Origin of the sequence: Ruegeria sp. SCSIO 43209, assembly GCF_019904295.1 — a bacterium.
GTDB lineage: Bacteria > Pseudomonadota > Alphaproteobacteria > Rhodobacterales > Rhodobacteraceae > Ruegeria.
Map to the genome: position 1 here is coordinate 1530907 of NZ_CP065359.1, position 16596 is coordinate 1547502.

General features: G+C 57.3%; 16 protein-coding genes. 7 read left to right on the forward strand and 9 right to left on the reverse strand.

Annotated features, from left to right (window positions below; translation table 11 throughout):
• The first annotated feature begins 48 nt into the window (after positions 1–48).
• The 5 genes from I5192_RS07735 (at position 49) to infC (ending at position 4514) form a co-directional block, all read left to right on the forward strand.
• Positions 49–1713 (forward strand): nitrite/sulfite reductase, encoded by a 1665-nt coding sequence (locus tag I5192_RS07735; protein ID WP_223118112.1) that lies wholly within the window; start codon positions 49–51, stop codon positions 1711–1713.
• Entirely contained in the window at positions 1703–2464 is a 762-nt protein-coding gene (locus I5192_RS07740; protein WP_223118113.1) for a phosphoadenylyl-sulfate reductase, read from the forward strand. Before I5192_RS07735 ends, I5192_RS07740 begins: the two co-directional genes overlap by 11 nt.
• The gene (locus tag I5192_RS07745) at positions 2461–2868 is read left to right on the forward strand and encodes a DUF934 domain-containing protein (RefSeq protein WP_223118114.1); all 408 of its coding nucleotides are present in this window, start codon (positions 2461–2463) and stop codon (positions 2866–2868) included. Before I5192_RS07740 ends, I5192_RS07745 begins: the two co-directional genes overlap by 4 nt.
• Before the next feature lie 105 nt (positions 2869–2973).
• On the forward strand, positions 2974–3807 hold the full coding sequence (locus tag I5192_RS07750) for a ferredoxin--NADP reductase (protein WP_170595767.1): 834 nt from the start codon (positions 2974–2976) through the stop codon (positions 3805–3807).
• 158 nt (positions 3808–3965) lie between these two features.
• Positions 3966–4514 carry a translation initiation factor IF-3 gene (gene infC, locus I5192_RS07755; RefSeq protein ID WP_029621782.1) on the forward strand — a complete coding sequence of 183 codons (549 nt, stop codon included), beginning with the start codon at positions 3966–3968 and terminating at the stop codon, positions 4512–4514.
• A 75-nt stretch (positions 4515–4589) separates the two neighbouring features.
• On the opposite strand, the gene I5192_RS07760 is transcribed toward infC, so the two are convergent.
• Together I5192_RS07760 and I5192_RS07765 are read right to left on the reverse strand one after the other, a co-directional pair.
• Positions 4590–5906 (reverse strand): aspartate aminotransferase family protein, encoded by a 1317-nt coding sequence (locus I5192_RS07760; protein ID WP_170625973.1) that lies wholly within the window; start codon positions 5904–5906, stop codon positions 4590–4592.
• A complete protein-coding gene (locus I5192_RS07765; protein ID WP_255612110.1) occupies positions 5903–6655 on the reverse strand; it encodes a 3-keto-5-aminohexanoate cleavage protein in 753 nt (250 codons plus the stop codon). Before I5192_RS07765 ends, I5192_RS07760 begins: the two co-directional genes overlap by 4 nt.
• A 110-nt stretch (positions 6656–6765) precedes the next feature.
• On the opposite strand from I5192_RS07765, the gene I5192_RS07770 reads away from it, so the two are divergent.
• Entirely contained in the window at positions 6766–7665 is a 900-nt protein-coding gene (locus I5192_RS07770; protein ID WP_170405443.1) for a MurR/RpiR family transcriptional regulator, read from the forward strand.
• A gap of 47 nt (positions 7666–7712) precedes the next feature.
• Here the strand turns inward: I5192_RS07770 and I5192_RS07775 are convergent, their stop codons facing one another.
• From I5192_RS07775 to I5192_RS07795, 5 genes are all read right to left on the reverse strand, one after another.
• Positions 7713–8504: a xanthine dehydrogenase family protein subunit M gene (locus tag I5192_RS07775; RefSeq protein ID WP_170510616.1), complete on the reverse strand. Its 792-nt coding sequence runs from the start codon at positions 8502–8504 to the stop codon at positions 7713–7715.
• 95 nt (positions 8505–8599) lie between these two features.
• Positions 8600–10960 carry a xanthine dehydrogenase family protein molybdopterin-binding subunit gene (locus I5192_RS07780; RefSeq protein ID WP_223118116.1) on the reverse strand — a complete coding sequence of 787 codons (2361 nt, stop codon included), beginning with the start codon at positions 10958–10960 and terminating at the stop codon, positions 8600–8602.
• A gap of 51 nt (positions 10961–11011) precedes the next feature.
• Positions 11012–11497 (reverse strand): (2Fe-2S)-binding protein, encoded by a 486-nt coding sequence (locus I5192_RS07785; RefSeq protein ID WP_170393234.1) that lies wholly within the window; start codon positions 11495–11497, stop codon positions 11012–11014.
• A 156-nt stretch (positions 11498–11653) separates the two neighbouring features.
• Positions 11654–12655, reverse strand: a complete 1002-nt coding sequence (locus I5192_RS07790; protein WP_223118117.1) for a molybdopterin-binding protein — start codon at positions 12653–12655, stop codon at positions 11654–11656.
• Positions 12652–13620 carry an XdhC family protein gene (locus tag I5192_RS07795; protein WP_223118118.1) on the reverse strand — a complete coding sequence of 323 codons (969 nt, stop codon included), beginning with the start codon at positions 13618–13620 and terminating at the stop codon, positions 12652–12654. The genes I5192_RS07790 and I5192_RS07795 overlap by 4 nt, the downstream gene beginning before the upstream one ends.
• 206 nt (positions 13621–13826) lie before the next feature.
• Here I5192_RS07795 and I5192_RS07800 point away from each other — a divergent pair, with 206 nt between their 5' ends.
• On the forward strand, positions 13827–14327 hold the full coding sequence (locus tag I5192_RS07800; RefSeq protein ID WP_170393237.1) for a hypothetical protein: 501 nt from the start codon (positions 13827–13829) through the stop codon (positions 14325–14327).
• A 3-nt stretch (positions 14328–14330) separates the two neighbouring features.
• Here the strand turns inward: I5192_RS07800 and I5192_RS07805 are convergent, their stop codons facing one another.
• Together I5192_RS07805 and I5192_RS07810 are read right to left on the reverse strand one after the other, a co-directional pair.
• Positions 14331–15587, reverse strand: a complete 1257-nt coding sequence (locus I5192_RS07805; protein WP_223118119.1) for a VWA domain-containing protein — start codon at positions 15585–15587, stop codon at positions 14331–14333.
• Positions 15588–15621: 34 nt separating this feature from the next.
• Positions 15622–16530 (reverse strand): MoxR family ATPase, encoded by a 909-nt coding sequence (locus tag I5192_RS07810; protein ID WP_170421335.1) that lies wholly within the window; start codon positions 16528–16530, stop codon positions 15622–15624.
• Positions 16531–16596 lie beyond the last annotated feature (66 nt).

The window sequence follows — 16596 nt, forward strand, 5'->3', positions numbered from 1 at the left end:
TCCCCTTCAAGGCCCCGGGTCCGGGGCTGCAACTAAGGACAGCTAAACATGTATCGCTACTCCGAGTTCGACACAGCATTTTTGGCAGAACGCAACGCGCAGTTCCGTGCGCAGGTTGAGCGTCGCATTGACGGTTCGCTGACTGAAGACGAATTCAAGCCACTGCGCCTGATGAATGGTCTGTATCTGCAATTGCACGCTTATATGCTGCGGGTCGCTATTCCATATGGCACGCTGTCCAGTGCTCAGATGCGTCAGCTCGCTTTGCTGGCCGAGAAATGGGACAAAGGTTACGGCCATTTTACCACCCGTCAGAACATTCAGTACAACTGGCCGAAGCTGAACGACGTGCCGGATATGCTGGACGCACTGGCCGAGGTTGGCATGCACGCCATCCAGACCTCGGGTAACACCATCCGCAACGTGACCGCCGATCATTTCGCCGGTGCCGCCGCGGATGAGGTCGCTGATCCGCGCCCCTATGCCGAACTGCTGCGCCAGTGGTCAACCGACCACCCTGAATTCCAGTTCATGCCCCGCAAATTCAAGATCGCCATCACCGGCAGCGAGAATGACCGCGCCGTGATCAAGGCGCATGACATCGGTCTGCAATTGGTTGAGCGTGATGGCGTTCTGGGTGCCCGCGTCATCGTTGGCGGTGGTCTGGGCCGTACGCCCATGATCGGCAAAGAGCTATCGGAATTCGTCGCCTTTGACGACCTGCTGGCCTATCTTGAGGCCACCGTTTCCGTGTGGAACCAGATCGGCCGTCGCGACAACAAGTACAAGGCACGTATCAAGATCACCGTGCATGAGCACGGCATCGACGCCATCCGTGCCAAAGTGAACGAACGCTTTTTGAAGGTTCGCCCGCAATTCAAAGGCGCGGATATGAACCTGCTGGAAGAAATCAAGGGCCACTTTGCGCCTCCGGCCTTCCGTGATGGTTCGGTTGCCTCGTTCGAGAGTGCCTACACCAACGATCCGGTCTTCCGTTCGTGGGTCGACACCAACATCGCGCCGCACAAGAACGCGGACCACGCGATCGTCACGATCTCGATCAAGAAGCACGGCCAGACGCCGGGCGATGCGACTGCCGAGCAGATGCGAGTGATGGCTGATCTGGCCGAAGAGTTCGCCTATGACGAACTGCGTATCAGCCATGAGCAGAACGTAATCCTGCCGCATGTCCACAAATCCGACCTGCCCGCGATCCACGCAACGCTGAAAGAACACGAGTTGGCGACCGCCAACATCGGCTTGATCAGCGACATTATCGCCTGTCCCGGTATGGATTACTGCGCACTGGCGACGGCACGTTCGATCCCCGTGGCGCAGGAAATCGCGACCCGGTTCGAAGACCTGAAACTGGAGCATGATATCGGCCACCTGAAGATCAAGATTTCAGGCTGCATCAACGCCTGTGGTCACCACCATGTGGGTCACATCGGCATTCTTGGCCTAGACCGCGCTGGCGTCGAAAACTACCAGATCACTCTGGGTGGTGACGGTACCGAATCCGCCGCCATCGGTGATCGTACTGGCCCGGGCTTCGCCTATGACGAGATCGTTCCGGCGGTCGAGCGCATCGTCGACACGTATCTGGAGCAGCGCGACAGCGCGGAAGAGACCTTCTTGCAGACCTATCGCCGCGTTGGCATGGCACCGTTCAAGGCCGTGCTTTACCCCGAGGCACAGGCCAATGCCGCTTGACCTGATCCAAACGGAACTGGGGGCTGACCGCGCCGAACTGACCGAAAAGGTCGAGGCGCTGAACGCCCGCTTCCGCCACCACAGTGCCCATGATGTGATGCATGGCGCATTGGACGAGATCGATGAGCTTGCTCTGGTCTCCAGCTTTGGCGCGGAATCGGTGGTGTTGCTGCATATGGCTGCAGTGGTCGACAAGATGACCCCAGTGCTATTCGTGGACACCCAGATGCTGTTTGCCGAAACGCTGGAATACCAGCAGGAGGTCAGCGAGCGTCTGGGCCTGCGCAATGTGCAGATCATCCGCGCCGAGGATGAAGATGTTCAGCGTGACGATCCTTATGGCGCGTTGCGTCTGCGTGACACCGATGCCTGCTGCAACCTGCGCAAGACCTTCCCGCTGCAGAAAGCTCTGACTGGGTATTGTGGCTGGATCACCGGGCGCAAACGGTTTCAGTCCGGCACCCGTGCCGCGCTGGACTTTTTCGAGGTCGAGGACGGGACCGGCCGGATCAAGGTCAACCCGCTGGCCCATTGGGCACCCGAGGATGTGCGCGCCTATATGGACGAAAACAACCTGCCCCGGCATCCGCTGGTGGCCAAAGGATACCCCTCGATCGGCTGTGCGCCCTGCACTTCACCGGTCAAAGAAGGCGAAGACCCCCGCGCCGGGCGCTGGCGCGATCAGAACAAGGAAGAATGCGGCATCCATTTTGTTGATGGAAAAATGGTGCGCATCGGAGAGAAAACATGAACGTAATCGTAAACGACGAGGGCTTTGCCCCCGATGATTGGAGCGATGGCTATGTCACGCTGGACGATGCAGCGAATGACGTGGTCGCACTGGATATCGCTTCGGACACTGACCCCGATGAACTGTTTGACCGGCTGGGCAGCGCCCAGATGGTGCGCGTGGATTTTCCATCCTCAGCGGATGGGCGCGGTTTTACCATCGCGCGTGTTCTGCGTCTGAAAGGTTATACAGGTCGCCTGCGGGCAAAAGGCCATGTTCTTGCAGACCAATACGCCATGGCGCGTCGTAGCGGCTTTGACGAAGTCGAAATTGATGACACCTTGGCGAACCGGCAGCCCGAAGATCAGTGGCTGGCCCGGGCCAATTGGCAGGACAACAACTACCAGGCCCGCCTGCGCGGCTAACCCGCCATCGCCAACCTGTGATACGAAAGGGGCAATCTGCCCCTTTTCCTGACTTGGATCAAAGATTAAACGGAGATACCGGTTTAGCAGACCGGCAGTGAAATGATGACAGAGATGAAATCCGTGAGTGAAGCAACCGCCGTTAAGGCCCCCGTCCTGCCCGACGCCCAGACTGTGACCGAGGTCAAACATTGGACCGACCGCCTGTTCTCTTTCAAGGTGTCGCGCCCGGCTTCCTTGCGCTTTCGCTCGGGTGAGTTCGTTATGATCGGCCTACTGGGCGATAATGGCAAACCGCTGTTGCGCGCATATTCCATCGCCTCGCCTTCATGGGATGAGGAACTGGAATTCTACTCGATCAAAGTGCAGGATGGCCCGCTGACCTCAAAACTGCAGCACATCCAGCCTGGTGATCAGATCATTCTTCGGCCCAAACCCGTCGGCACGCTGGTGCATGACGCATTGCTGCCCGGCAAGCGCATCTGGTTCTTCGCCACCGGCACAGGCTTTGCGCCCTTCGCGTCGCTGCTGCGTGAACCGCAGACCTATGAGGATTATGACGAGGTTATCATCACCCATACCTGCCGCGACGTAGCTGAACTGGATTACGGTCGCGAGTTGATCGAGGGCGTCAAACAGGACGAGTTGCTGGCCGAACTGATTGGTGACGGTTTCGCCGACAAGATCCGCTATTATCCCACCACCACGCGGGAAGAGAGCCCAAAGATGGGCCGTATAACCGAGCTGTTAAAAGACGGCACCGTATTTGCCGATCTGGGCATCGAAGGTGGTATCAAGCCAGACACTGATCGCGCGATGGTTTGTGGCAGCCTTGCCTTCAACCATGACATCAAAGCAATTCTGGAAGAGTTCGGCCTGCGAGAAGGCGCCAATTCCGAACCCAAGGAATTCGTGATTGAAAAGGCATTTGTGGGCTAATGGGGTTTGCCGGTGGAGTTATCGACACCCTAAACCGGCAAAAACTCACGAAATTCATGGAAAATTCATGCGGCTTGCAATTTATGCCGCTTGAAACACCTCTCAGCCCGGTCTAAATTCCGGGCTCGAAATTCTGCAATCATCAAAGGAATGAACCCATAGCCCGCAGACCTCACAACGCGCCGCCACAGCGAGATACCGGCCCGCGCGTCAATGACAAGATCCGTGCTCCCGAAATTCGCCTGATTGGCGCCGAAGGTGAAAATGTCGGGGTGGTTCATCCCGCAAAAGCCATGCAGATGGCCGCCGACGTCGGTCTCGATCTGGTTGAGATTTCGCCTAACGCCAACCCGCCGGTCTGCAAAATCATGGATTTCGGCAAGTTCAAGTACGAACAGCAGAAACGCGAAAGCGAAGCCCGCAAGAAGCAAAAGATCATCGAGGTGAAAGAGGTCAAGTTCCGGCCCAACACCGATACGCATGACTATGACGTCAAGATGCGCAACGTGTTCAAGTTTCTTGAGAACGGCGACAAGGTCAAAGTCACCCTGCGTTTCCGTGGCCGCGAGATGGCCCACCAAAATTTGGGGCGTGAACTGCTGGAACGTGTGGCCGAGGACGTCAAGGATCTGGGCAAGATCGAGAACATGCCCAAGATGGAAGGCCGTCAGATGATCATGATGATTGGCCCGCTGCCACAGAAGTAGGTTTTCTTTTTGTAGAATGACAAAAGCCCCTCCGAAATCGGAGGGGCTTCTTTGTTTTCTGGCTTCTCGCCTAAATCAGATCACCGAGGATATCGCCCGATCCAGCTTGTCTACAAGCTCGACCAGTTGGTCATCTTCGATGACAAAGGGCGGTGCTAGGAGGATATGATCTCCGTTGCGTCCGTCACGCGTGCCTGACATCGGGTAACAGATCAATCCCTCGGCCATGGCGGCCTTCTTGATTTTGCCCGCCACGCCACGCGACGGATCAAACGGGGTTTTCATATCTCGATCCTCGACCAGCTCAATCCCTCGGAACAAGCCGCGACCGCGAATATCCCCGACATTCGGGTGCTGACCGAACTTGTTTTCCAGCATGCTCTGCAGCTTATCCCCCATTACACCTGCCCGCGCCGGCAGATCACGAGAGGTAAGTTCCTGTATAACGGCAAGCGCAGCCGCAGTCGCAACCGGATGACCGATATAGGTGTGGCCATGCTGGAAGAAACCCGATCCATCCCGGATCGCATCATAGATTCGACCCGAACACAGCATCGCTCCGATAGGCTGATACCCTGCACCCAACCCTTTGGCGATACAAAGAATATCCGGCGCGACATCGTCATGATCACAGGCAAACAAATGCCCGGTACGACCCATGCCGCACATTACTTCGTCGAGGATCAGAAGAACGCCGTGTTGATCGCAAATTTCACGGATTCGCTTGTAGTACCCCTCGACTGCCGGAACAGCCCCAAGCGTCGCACCAACCACCGGCTCTGCCATGAAAGCCATGACCGTTTCAGGCCCAAGGCGCAGGATTTCTGCCTCCAGCTCATTCGCAACGCGCTGACCATATTCAAAACTGCTCTCATCCTCAGGCTTTTCGGCGTACTCATAGCAAGGAGCGATATGAGTCATCTCGATCAGCATCGGTGCAAACTGCGCCCGCCGCCATTCATTGCCACCCGCCGAAAGTGCCCCCAAAGTGTTGCCGTGATAGCTTTGCCGACGCGCGATCACATGGCGGCGTTCTGGCTGACCGGTTTCCAGATAATACTGCCGCGCCAGTTTGATAGCAGCCTCGGTCGCCTCTGACCCGCCCGAGACAAAATAGACCCGGTCCAGTTCGCCGGGGGCGTGTTTAATCAGCAGATCGGCCAGTGCCTCGGCCGGTGCCGAGGTCATAAAGCCCGTATGCGCAAACGCAATCTGCGCCACCTGATCCTGCACCGCTTTGACCACAGCGGCGTTGGAATGGCCGAGGCATGAAACGGCAGCATCACCACAATCCAGATAGCGACGGCCGGTTGAGTCGATGAGATAACAGCCGTCACCACCAGCGGCCTCAGGCAGTTCCGACTTTGTATGGCGTGGAAATACGTGACTCATGTCGACGTCCTTTTCAGAAGATCAATCAGCGCCGCGACGGATGCGGCATTGTCTGCCCAAGCCTGGCCATCCGGACCGGCAAGGCTGTTCTCAAAACCAACGCGCACATCGCCACCCAGCTGCGCGGCCTTTTGCAGGCACGCATGCTCCTGCCCTCCAAAGGCACAGACCATCCATGGATCAGCGCTGTGCGGAAACACATCCAGATCATTCGGACTCGATTCCTGCGCCGTGGAATAGCGACCAAGGACAAGCAGACGGTCGACCTGATCCGATTTTACCACCCCTTCAGCCTGCCAATGGGTCAGTAACTCAACGTCAGCGACATCATAGAGGATATGCTGAACACGAGTCCCTTGTTCCGCGCATAGTGCGTAGACCTTTGGCGCAAGTTCGGGCGACCGTGCAATCTCGCGCACCGAAATCGAAGCCCAGTCCGGGCGCACATTTTGCAAACAAGCAAGTTGTGCTTGAACGCCGAAAACGCCAGCAGCTTCTGTCGTAATCTGGATGTCCATGTCAGGGGCCGCAGCACGCAGTTCAGCAATGGTTTCGCGATACAAACCCGCATCTAGTGAATGGTTACCTGACTGATCGCGAATATGCAGATGCAGACCTTGCGCACCTGCCCTATGGCACGTTTTCGCGACCTTGACGATTTCATCAGTCTTGATCGGCAGGGCAGGATGATCTCCATGCCCTCGTCGCGCCCCGTTCGGAGCCACCAACACATATGGCCTTCTCGTCATCCTCAAACCAGTCCCAGACATTCCGTCACCTGTTTTTTACGATCCCGAATTAGACACCTCGCTCACGTTTTCAATTTGCAATCTTCATAACATTTGTTTTTTCTTACCAAATGCAACACACCTCATCCCAACTCACCGAGCAGCTTCGGCACGAAATCGACACCCTGCCTCAGCAAATGCAAGCCGCAGCGAAATACATCATCGACCACCCTGGCGATTTCGGGCTCGACCCGGTTCGGCTTACCGCCGAAAAGATCGGTGTCAGTTCAAACGTTTTGGTGCGGTTGGCACAACGCATGGGATTCGACAGTTTTGAGTCGTTCAGACGACCCTTTCGCCAAACCCTTGTCACAGATCGAGAAGATCGGCTGGGTCAGGGCTGGCTGGATCGCATGAAATCGGGGGGCCAATTCAGCGCCGCGCAAGCTGGGTTTGCGCAAAACGAACTGAACGTCGTAGCCCGCTCCTTGCGACTGGCCGATCCTGATTTGATGCAACAGGTCACAGAGTACATGATTGCAGCTAATCGCTGTTTCCTAACCGCGACCCGGGCCAGCTATGCTTTGGCCTACTATCTCCACTATGCGGGTCGGATGGCACACCCAGGATTTCAACTTATCCCGCGACATATGGGATCAGCCATCGATGATTTGCTCGAGGCCGATGAGGCGGACTGCCTTTTCGCTATTACCGTTCACCCCTATTCCTCTGACACTATACAATCCATGCGTTTTGCGCGTAAACGCGGCATGCGCATCGTGCTATTGTCGGATAGCGACGTCATCGCCCCTGGTGTTGACCCTGACATCGTGCTGCCTGTAAGTACCCGCGCGCAACATCACTTTTCCAGCTTCTCCGGAGCGATGGCAGTGCTTGAATGCCTGCTGGGTCATCTCTTTGCCGCAGGGGGATCAGCCGCGCGTGACCGCGTGGAACGCTATCAGACAGCCAGAGAAGACACCGGCGCCTACTGGCGCCCCGCCAAGCTCCCAAGAGTTCGGAAAGAATAAAGAGCCCCGGCTTTCACCGAGGCTCTCAAAGCTGATTAACAATCAGATCAACTGCAAGCTTCGACAGCCCGTTTCGTCATAACAGTGACCAGATGCGCCCGATACGTTTTGCTCCCGTGCAGATCACCAATCATGTTCATCGGATTGATATGCAGCCCCATCAAAGCGTCCGCGCGGAACTCTTTGTTCAGGGCCTCCTCAGCCTCCGCCCAGCGGAAAACTCCGTCCTCGCTTGCACCGGTTACTGCAACCCGAACGCCATCGGCAAACCGGGCAAGATATACCCCGACCAACGCAAACCGAGACGCGGGCTGCAAAAACTTCTGATAACTCGCCGCCTGAGGCACGGGGAAACGCACCGAAGTGATAATCTCGCCCTCTTCCAGAGCTGTCGTAAACATGCCCTGAAAGAAGTCATCCGCCGCTATCTGGCGATTATTGGTGACAATGGTCGCGCCTGAACCCAGCACTCCCGCCGGATAACAGGCCGCTGGATCATTGTTGGCAATCGAACCGCCAATAGTGCCACGATTACGCACCGCAGGATCACCGATCTGGCCGGCCAGCGCTGCCAGCGCCGGATAGTTACCAGCAGCTTCAGCGGCCACATTTGCGTGGGTTGTCGCACCGCCTATCGCTACCGAGCCATCATCCTCGACGCAGACCCCTTTCATTTCAGCGATTCCATTGACCGAAACCAGCTTGGATGGCGCGGCCAACCGCTGCTTCATTGTGGGGATCAGGGTTTGCCCACCCCCCAGTGCCTGTGCATCCTCAACTCCCAACGCAGTAACCGCGTCAGCGATGGTCGAGGGTTTCTCAAACTCGAAATTGTACATTTCGTTCTTCCTTTCCGAAAAGCGCGGATCCGCCCTTCATCTGGCTATAAATATCTCGGGGAGCGCGAGGGGCTGGCCCCTCGCACCCGAACCTCTCAACCATGCATTGCTGTCCAAACACGCGACGGGCTCATCGGCATGTCAATGTGATCAACAGCCTTTCCACCCGAGTTCAGCGCATCCAGAACCGCGTTGACTACCGCAGGCGGCGAGCCAATCGCACCAGCCTCACCGCAGCCCTTCACACCCAACGGGTTGTGCGTACACGGCGTCTGGCTGGAATGGTCGACCGCATAGAACGGCAGATCATCGGCGCGTGGCATCGCGTAATCCATGAAGGATGCGCTCAGCAACTGGCCATTCTCGTCATAGGCGCAATTTTCCAACAAAGCCTGACCGATACCCTGACCGATACCGCCATGTACCTGACCATCCACAATCATCGGGTTAACGATGTTGCCAAAGTCATCCGCAGCGGTGAAGGCTTCGATGGTCACCTGTCCAGTCTCGGGATCCACCTCAACCTCGCAGGCATATGCCCCCGCTGGGAAGGTGAAGTTGGCCGGGTCATAAAATGCGGTCTCCTCCAGCCCCGGCTCAACCTCCAATGGGAAGTTGTGCGGTACATAGGCTGTCAGAGTCACATCACCCCAGGCCACGGACTTGTCAGTGCCCGCGACGCTGAACTGACCGTCCTTCAGCTCGATATCGGCCTCGGACGCCTCGAGCAGGTGGGCCGCGATCTTCTTGGCCTTGTCGATCACCTTTTCGGTCGCCTTAACCATGGCCGAACCACAGACCGCGAGCGAGCGTGAGCCATAAGTGCCCATGCCGAACGGGATCTTCGAGGTGTCGCCATGCACAATCTCTACCATCGACTCGTCGATGCCGATCATGTCGGCCACAACCTGCGGGAAAGCGGTCTCATGCCCCTGCCCGTGGCTATGTGCACCAACCATGACGCTGATGGAACCGGTGGCGTTCACCCGCACCGTGGCAGCATCATAAAGACCCGCCCGGGCCCCCAGCATGCCGACGATGTTCGAGGGCGCGATGCCGCAGGCCTCGATATAGCAATTGACGCCTAGGCCACGCAGCTTGCCATTGGCCTCGCTTTCCGCCCGTCGCGCGGCAAAGCCAGCCAAATCAGCAGCAGCTTCAAGCTTATCCATCGTCCCGTTGTAATCCCCGGTGTCGTAGGTCAGCGCCACCGGTGTGTCATACGGGAACTGGGTGATGAAATTCTGGCGACGCAGGGCGATCGGATCGACACCCAGTTCACGCGCTGCCTTGTCGATGACGCGCTCCAGCTGATAGGTCGCCTCTGGCCGACCCGCACCGCGATAAGCGTCCACCGGCACTGTGTTGGTGAACATTGCCTTCACATTCACCTGAATGACCGGCGTCTTGTAGTTGCCCGCCATCAGAGTGCCATGCAGCCAAGTCGGAACCGAGCTTGAGAAGGTCGACAGATACGCGCCCAGATTGGCGTAGGTGTTGGTGCGAAGGCCTGTGAAGTTATTGTCCGCGTCCAAAGCGAGCTCAATCGTGCTGACGTGGTCGCGGCCCTGCGCATCCGACATAAACGCCTCGGACCGGCTGGCGGTCCATTTGACCGGACGGTTGCAGGCCTTGGCAGCGAATGTACAGAACGCCTCTTCCGCGTAGTGGAAAATCTTCGTGCCAAATCCACCACCAACATCAGGCGCTACGACACGCACTTTGTGTTCAGGCAAGCCCAGAACAAATGCGCACATCAGCAAGCGGATCACATGCGGGTTCTGCGAAGTGGTGTAGAGCGTGTACTCATCCGTACCCCGGCTGTACTCGGCCACCGCAACGCGCGGCTCCATCGGATTAGCAACCAGACGGTTATTGATCAGGTCCAGAGTGGTGACATGGGCCGCGTTGGCAAAAACCTCATTGACCTTGTCATTGTCTTCTTCGCCCAGATGCCAGTCATAGCAGATGTTGTTCTTCAGATCCTCATGGATAAGCGTAGCGCCATCCTGCGCTGCGGCTTTCATATCCAGCACGGCAGGGAGTTCTTCGATATCCACTTCAATCGCTTCCGCCGCATCGCGGGCGAGTTCAAGGCTGTCCGCGACAACGGCAGCGATGGGATCGCCTACATGTCGGACCTTGCCTTGCGCCAGAATGGGATGCGGTGGTTCCTGCATCGGGGCGCCATGACGGTCGGTTACTTCCCAGCCGCAAGGCATTCCGCCCACGCCTTCAAAGTCCTTGCCGGTGAACACCTTCACAACCCCCGGCATACCCTCGGCGGCAGATGTGTCGATGTTGGTGATCCGGCCATGCGCGATGTCGGACCGTAGGAAATGCACATAGGCCTGGCCATTTACGTTGATGTCGTCGGTGTAATTGCCTGCTCCGGTCAGAAAGCGTACGTCCTCGCGCCGCTTGGAACTGGCTCCGATGCCACTGTCTTTGGGCATTGCTTGTTCTCCTCCGTGGAAAAGAATTTTCGTCGAAAATTCTTACCCGCCTCACTCGGCGGCGATGCTGGAAACGTCTTGACCCGATGCGGCCATGATTGCCTTGACGATGTTGTGGTAACCTGTGCACCGGCATAGGTTACCCTCAAGGTACTTGCGAATTTCGCCTTCGGTCGGGCGCGGGTTATCCTTGAGCAATGCTGCAGCGCTCATCACCATGCCCGGAGTGCAAAATCCACATTGCAGCCCGTGATGATCCTGAAAGGCCTGTTGGATCACGTTCAGCGTGCCATCTTCGGCCGCCTGCCCCTCGATCGTGCCCACATCCGCGCCGTCTGCTTCCAGCGCCAGCATGTTGCAGGATTTGACCGCCTCACCATTCACGTGCACCACGCACGCGCCACATTGAGCCGTGTCGCAGCCAATATGTGTGCCTGTCAAATTCAGGTGGTCGCGTAGAAATCCGGATAATAGAGTCCGCCCTTCAACATCACCGCTGACGGCAACGCCGTTCACGGTCATTGAGACCTTGGTCATAAGATCCTCCCCTTTTCTTGGCTTATTTGCTAAGCCAGAGTTAAACACGGTAAATTTCGTTTGAGAACAAAAATATTTGCCTGATTTTTCCGCAGTTTCGCTGATCAGCCTTCTAACAATGATGCGTCCACCAAACAGGGCAAAATTGCCGTTGCGTCATTTACTCTTGGCAGCGCGGGGCTGTGGCCGCGTCGGGATTTCTTTTAGCAGCCCACCGACACCCATCCCTGCGATGTCCGCGCCCGTCGTTTCGATTCCGCAAGCAACGCGGGACAAGACCCAATCCGCCCCGTTCAATGCTGGTGAGCGCGCGCATCCGGGCAAACCGATAATGGGGCGCCCGCCGGAAGATCCCAAAAACAACAGGTTCCCCGGATCGACCGGCATTCCAAACCGGTCGACGATACCCCCCGCTGCCCGCACAGAAGCAGGCGCCACATCATCTTTATCCGACGTGGCCGATCCGGTCAGGATCATGACGATCTCACCCCGAATGGCCGAAATCGATGCTGTTAAGTCGCCCATCCGATGCGGCACCACCTGAACATCTGACAGATTCATACCCAAAGCCTCAACCCGGCTACGAATAGCAGCGATACCTTTTTCATTAGATGGCCCGCCAGCAATGTCGGTAACGATGAGACCCGCGTTTTCGTATTTGGGCACCGATAACCGAATAGCGTCCTGCGCATGACGGGCCGCACTCTCAACGTCGGATCGAGGTACGGCATAAGAAATCACCTTGATCGTCGCGACCATGCCGCCAGCCGCCATCTGCTGATATTGCGGCACCGTGGCAACCGTGATCATCGGGTTGACCTGATTGAACTTTTGCAAGGCATCGGTATCCAGCACCGCGACGCCTGGTCCATTTGCTAAAAGGTTGACCCGGCCTGTAAAGGCTTCGGTGACACGCAGATTTGCCTGTGTGGGACTTGGTGCAAGCGCTTCTGCCAGCAGCGCTGCGGCTTCGTCCTCATGGCAATCACCTTGCTCCAGTCTGGCGACTGTGACCTCGGTCAGACCGGCTTGGTGCAACTCGGCTATGTGCTCGGACGCAAGCGTTATACCTTTCCTAAGCTTGCGGTTTCCCGCTTTGACGGAATGGGCCAATATCGCGCCGTTGGCGTCGGAAACGGGTACAGGACCAAACTTCACGCTCTGCCTCGCAGGACCGCCGTCATCTGCGCAAGGATCGCAACGGCTATCTCAGACGGTCCAGCCGCCCCGATATCAAGCCCAACAGGTCCGTGAATCAGTGAAATCTGGTCATCGTTGAACCCGGCCTGCTTCATCCGCTCCACGCGTTTGGCATGTGTGCGCTTAGATCCGAGTGCGCCGATGTAGAACACATCGGCCGCCAAACCGGCCTGAAGCGCGGGGTCATCAAGTTTGGGGTCGTGGGTCAGCAACACAAGCGCCGTGCGCGAGTCGAGACCCAGCTTTGATACAGCCTCATCCGGCCAATCCGTAAGGATGGTTTCTCCGGGAAAACGTGCGTCCGATGCGAAGGCCTCGCGCGGATCTATAATCGCCGGGTCATAACCCGCGATCCGGGCCATCGGCACCAGAGCTTGGGCGATGTGCACCGCTCCCACCACTATCAACCGTAACGGTGGGTTGTGGACAGCGACAAAGGTCTGCCCATCCTCTTCGAACCCGGACCTGTCCATACGCAAGCGTTCGGAATAGGCATTTCGGCGCAACGCGCGCTGGCCCGTCTCGACATTGACTTCATGGGCCAAGGGTTCGCGCCGCGCCCGTGCCGCGACCAGTTCGGCCAGCATTGGTTCGGGCAGGACCTTGCCGACCGGTTCAACCAAAACCCTGATCGTACCGCCGCAAGCCAGACCGACGGCAAACGCATCCTCGTCGCTTACACCGAACTCTAGCAGCCTTGCCTCGCCTTCATCTATGGCTTCCAGCGCTTCGACGATCACGGCACCTTCGACGCAACCACCAGAAACCGAGCCTTCGATCCGACCATCGCCCGCAATGACCAACTGCGCGCCTACACGGCGCGGCGCGCTGCCCCAGGTCTCAACCACAGTGGCCAAAGCCGCGCCCTTCCCGGCGCGATACCATTTTAGTGCGGTTTCCGGGCTGCTATCGAATCGTTCCATTTAGACCTCCGGCCTTGCTTGGGTTCAACATAGTCAGCTTTGGAGCAATGAAAAGCGCTCAGCGGGTCGATCTTGTGGCGCTAACAAGCCGATTTTGAACTCACATTCACAAATTGTTGAATGTTGGAAGGCGTCATTCTAGCCTGCATGCGATTCCGGGGCCTATTCGGGATCGTCCCAACATATTTCATAGCGGAGACAAACAGTTGAAACGCATTCTTACACTCGGAGCAGCGATCGGCCTGTTGACTGCCAGCACCGGCTGGGCTGACACATTTCTGAAATACGGTGAGGTCGAAGGCTGGAAGGTTTTCATCGATCAGGACAAGAAATCCTGCCTTATCGAAGCGGTTGATGACGCTGAAAATGTCGTACAGATGGGCCTGACCGAAGATCGCGGCGTTGGCTATGTGGGCGTCTTCACCAAAGCCGAGACCAACATCAAGAAAGGCGAGAAAGAGGCCGTCGCCATCCTGATCGGAGACAATATCTATGTTGGTGAGGCCACCGGCATGAAGGGGAACATCACCAAGGGTTATTCGGGCGGATATGTCCTGTCGGACGACCCTCAGTTCGCGGATGACCTTGCCAAGAAGAAGGTAATGGTCGTGTTCCCGGAAAAAGAGTTCGCCTTCACCGTCGATCTGACCGGCACTTACAAAGCCATGGAGATGGCACGGAAGTGCAATGAAGAGCAGCTTTCGTAACAGCTAGTCGGAAAGCGCGGACATCAGCCGCGCTTTCTGCCCCTGATCATCTGGCTGTGAAATCACGGCGGCCAGATCTTCCAGCGACGCAATCGAATGCCCGGCGCGGAAGCTGTCGACATGTGGAAGCATTGTCGCCACACCCTGAGCTTTCGGTGCGAACCCGTCCCAGCGCAGCAATGGGTTCAGCCAAATCAGACGCCGCGACGACAGGTGCAGGCGCTCGATTTCCTTTTCCAGCATCTCGGGATCGCCCCGCTCTAACCCGTCGGTGATCAACAACACGACCGCCCCCTGCCCCATGACGCGCCGCGACCAGTCGCGATTGAACTGATGCAGGCATTCTCCGATCCGGGTTCCGCCTTCCCAGTCCCGTGCCTCGGCCCCAGCAGCGGCCAGCGCTGCATCGACATCACGTTGATGCAGATGGCGGGTGATGTTGGTCAGGCGTGTGCCAAACGTGAATGCGTGCACTTTGGCCCAACCTGCGCCTTTGGCATTCGAAACCGCGTGTAGAAAGTGCAGAATGATCCGACTGTATTGGCTCATCGACCCGGATATATCGCACAACGCCACCAAATTCGGCCACCGAGGTTTGGGTTGCAAGTGCGCGATATCGCGTAGTTCGCCACCCTGCCGCATCGCTGACCTAAGTGTCCGAGCGCGATCAACGCGGTGACCGAGGTGACTGGCCTGACCTCGGCGAGACTCGATGGGTTTGACCGGTAAGTTCAGGCGCGACAGCATGCGTTTGGCCTGGGCGATCTCGGATGTACTCATCTGTTCGAAATCGAGGTTGCGCAAGCGTTCTTCAGATGACGCGGTTTGGGTTGCGTCGATCTCGATCTCGCTTTCCTCTTGTTGCTCGGTTGATTCTGGCAAGTCGCGTTCGACGCCATCCAATAACGCCTCAACCGCGCGCTTTTCAGCCGCATCCGCTTTGCGCTCCTCCTGAACACCGCGAATGGCGGGCAGCATCATGGACATCATATGTTCTAGATACCGCGGATCGCGCCAATAGAGGCGGAAGACTTGCGCAAAAACCGTTCGATGTTCCGGCCGGTTCACGAAACAGGCATGCAGCGTCCAGTAGAAATCTCTTTTCTCGGTGAACCCCGCAGCCTGCACCGCGCGGATCGCGTCAATCACGCGCCCAGTTCCTATCGGCAGTCCGGCCTTGCGCAAAGCGCGCGCAAAATGGGTGATGTTCTGGGCCAGTTTGGGGTTGTCCGGTATATCGAGTGGGAGTTGTTCGGCCATCAAACCCCCAAAGTATTTTCGAGCATATGAAGCATCAGGCTGGTTCGAGATCGGCTTTCGCCTGATCCAGAATGCGTTTGGCCTCGGACCCCTGCAACTTTTGGATGTCGTCCTGGTATTTCAGGATGGCACCCAACGTATCGCCGATTACTTCGGGACTGAGGTTGATAACGTCCAGCGCCAGCAGACACTTAGCCCAATCGATGGTCTCGGCCACCCCCGGTTTCTTGAACAAATCTTCAGTGCGCAAGCGCTGAACAAAGGCGACCACCTCACGGCTCAGCGCTTCTGCCGCTTCGGGAGCCCGTGCGTGCAGGATTTCGATCTCGCGCGCAAAGTCAGGGTAATCAACCCAATGATATAGGCAGCGGCGTTTCAGTGCGTCGTGTACTTCGCGCGTGCGGTTCGAGGTAACGATCACAATGGGCGGTTCTGGAGCTTTGACAGTACCAAGCTCGGGGATCGTGACCTGAAAGTCACTGAGTGCCTCCAGCAAGAAAGCCTCAAAGGGTTCGTCTGTCCGGTCCAATTCGTCAATTAGCAATACAGGTGCCCCATTGGCATCCGGACGCATGGCCTGCAGCAAGGGGCGTTCGATCAGATAATCATCCGAGAACAGCTCGGTCTGCAACGCGCCTCGGTCCGCCCCACCCGACGCTTCTGCGGTTCGGATCGCCACCATCTGGGCGGGGAAATTCCACTCATACACAGCGGAAGAGGCATCAAGGCCTTCGTAACACTGCAACCGGATCAAGCGGCGGCCTAGTCCTGCGGCCAGCGCCTTGGCAATTTCGGTTTTGCCGACGCCCGCCTCACCTTCCAGAAACAGAGGCCGACCAAGTTTCAGCGAAAGAAACACAACCGTCGCCAAAGCCCGGCCACAGACATAACCCTCAGAGCCCAGAAGCTCTTGCACGGCATCGATGGAGTTTGGCTGTGTCATGAGTTCCCCTTTTTCCTGCGCCCCAACAGGTCATGACCACAACCAGAGGTCAAGACCACCATCCGT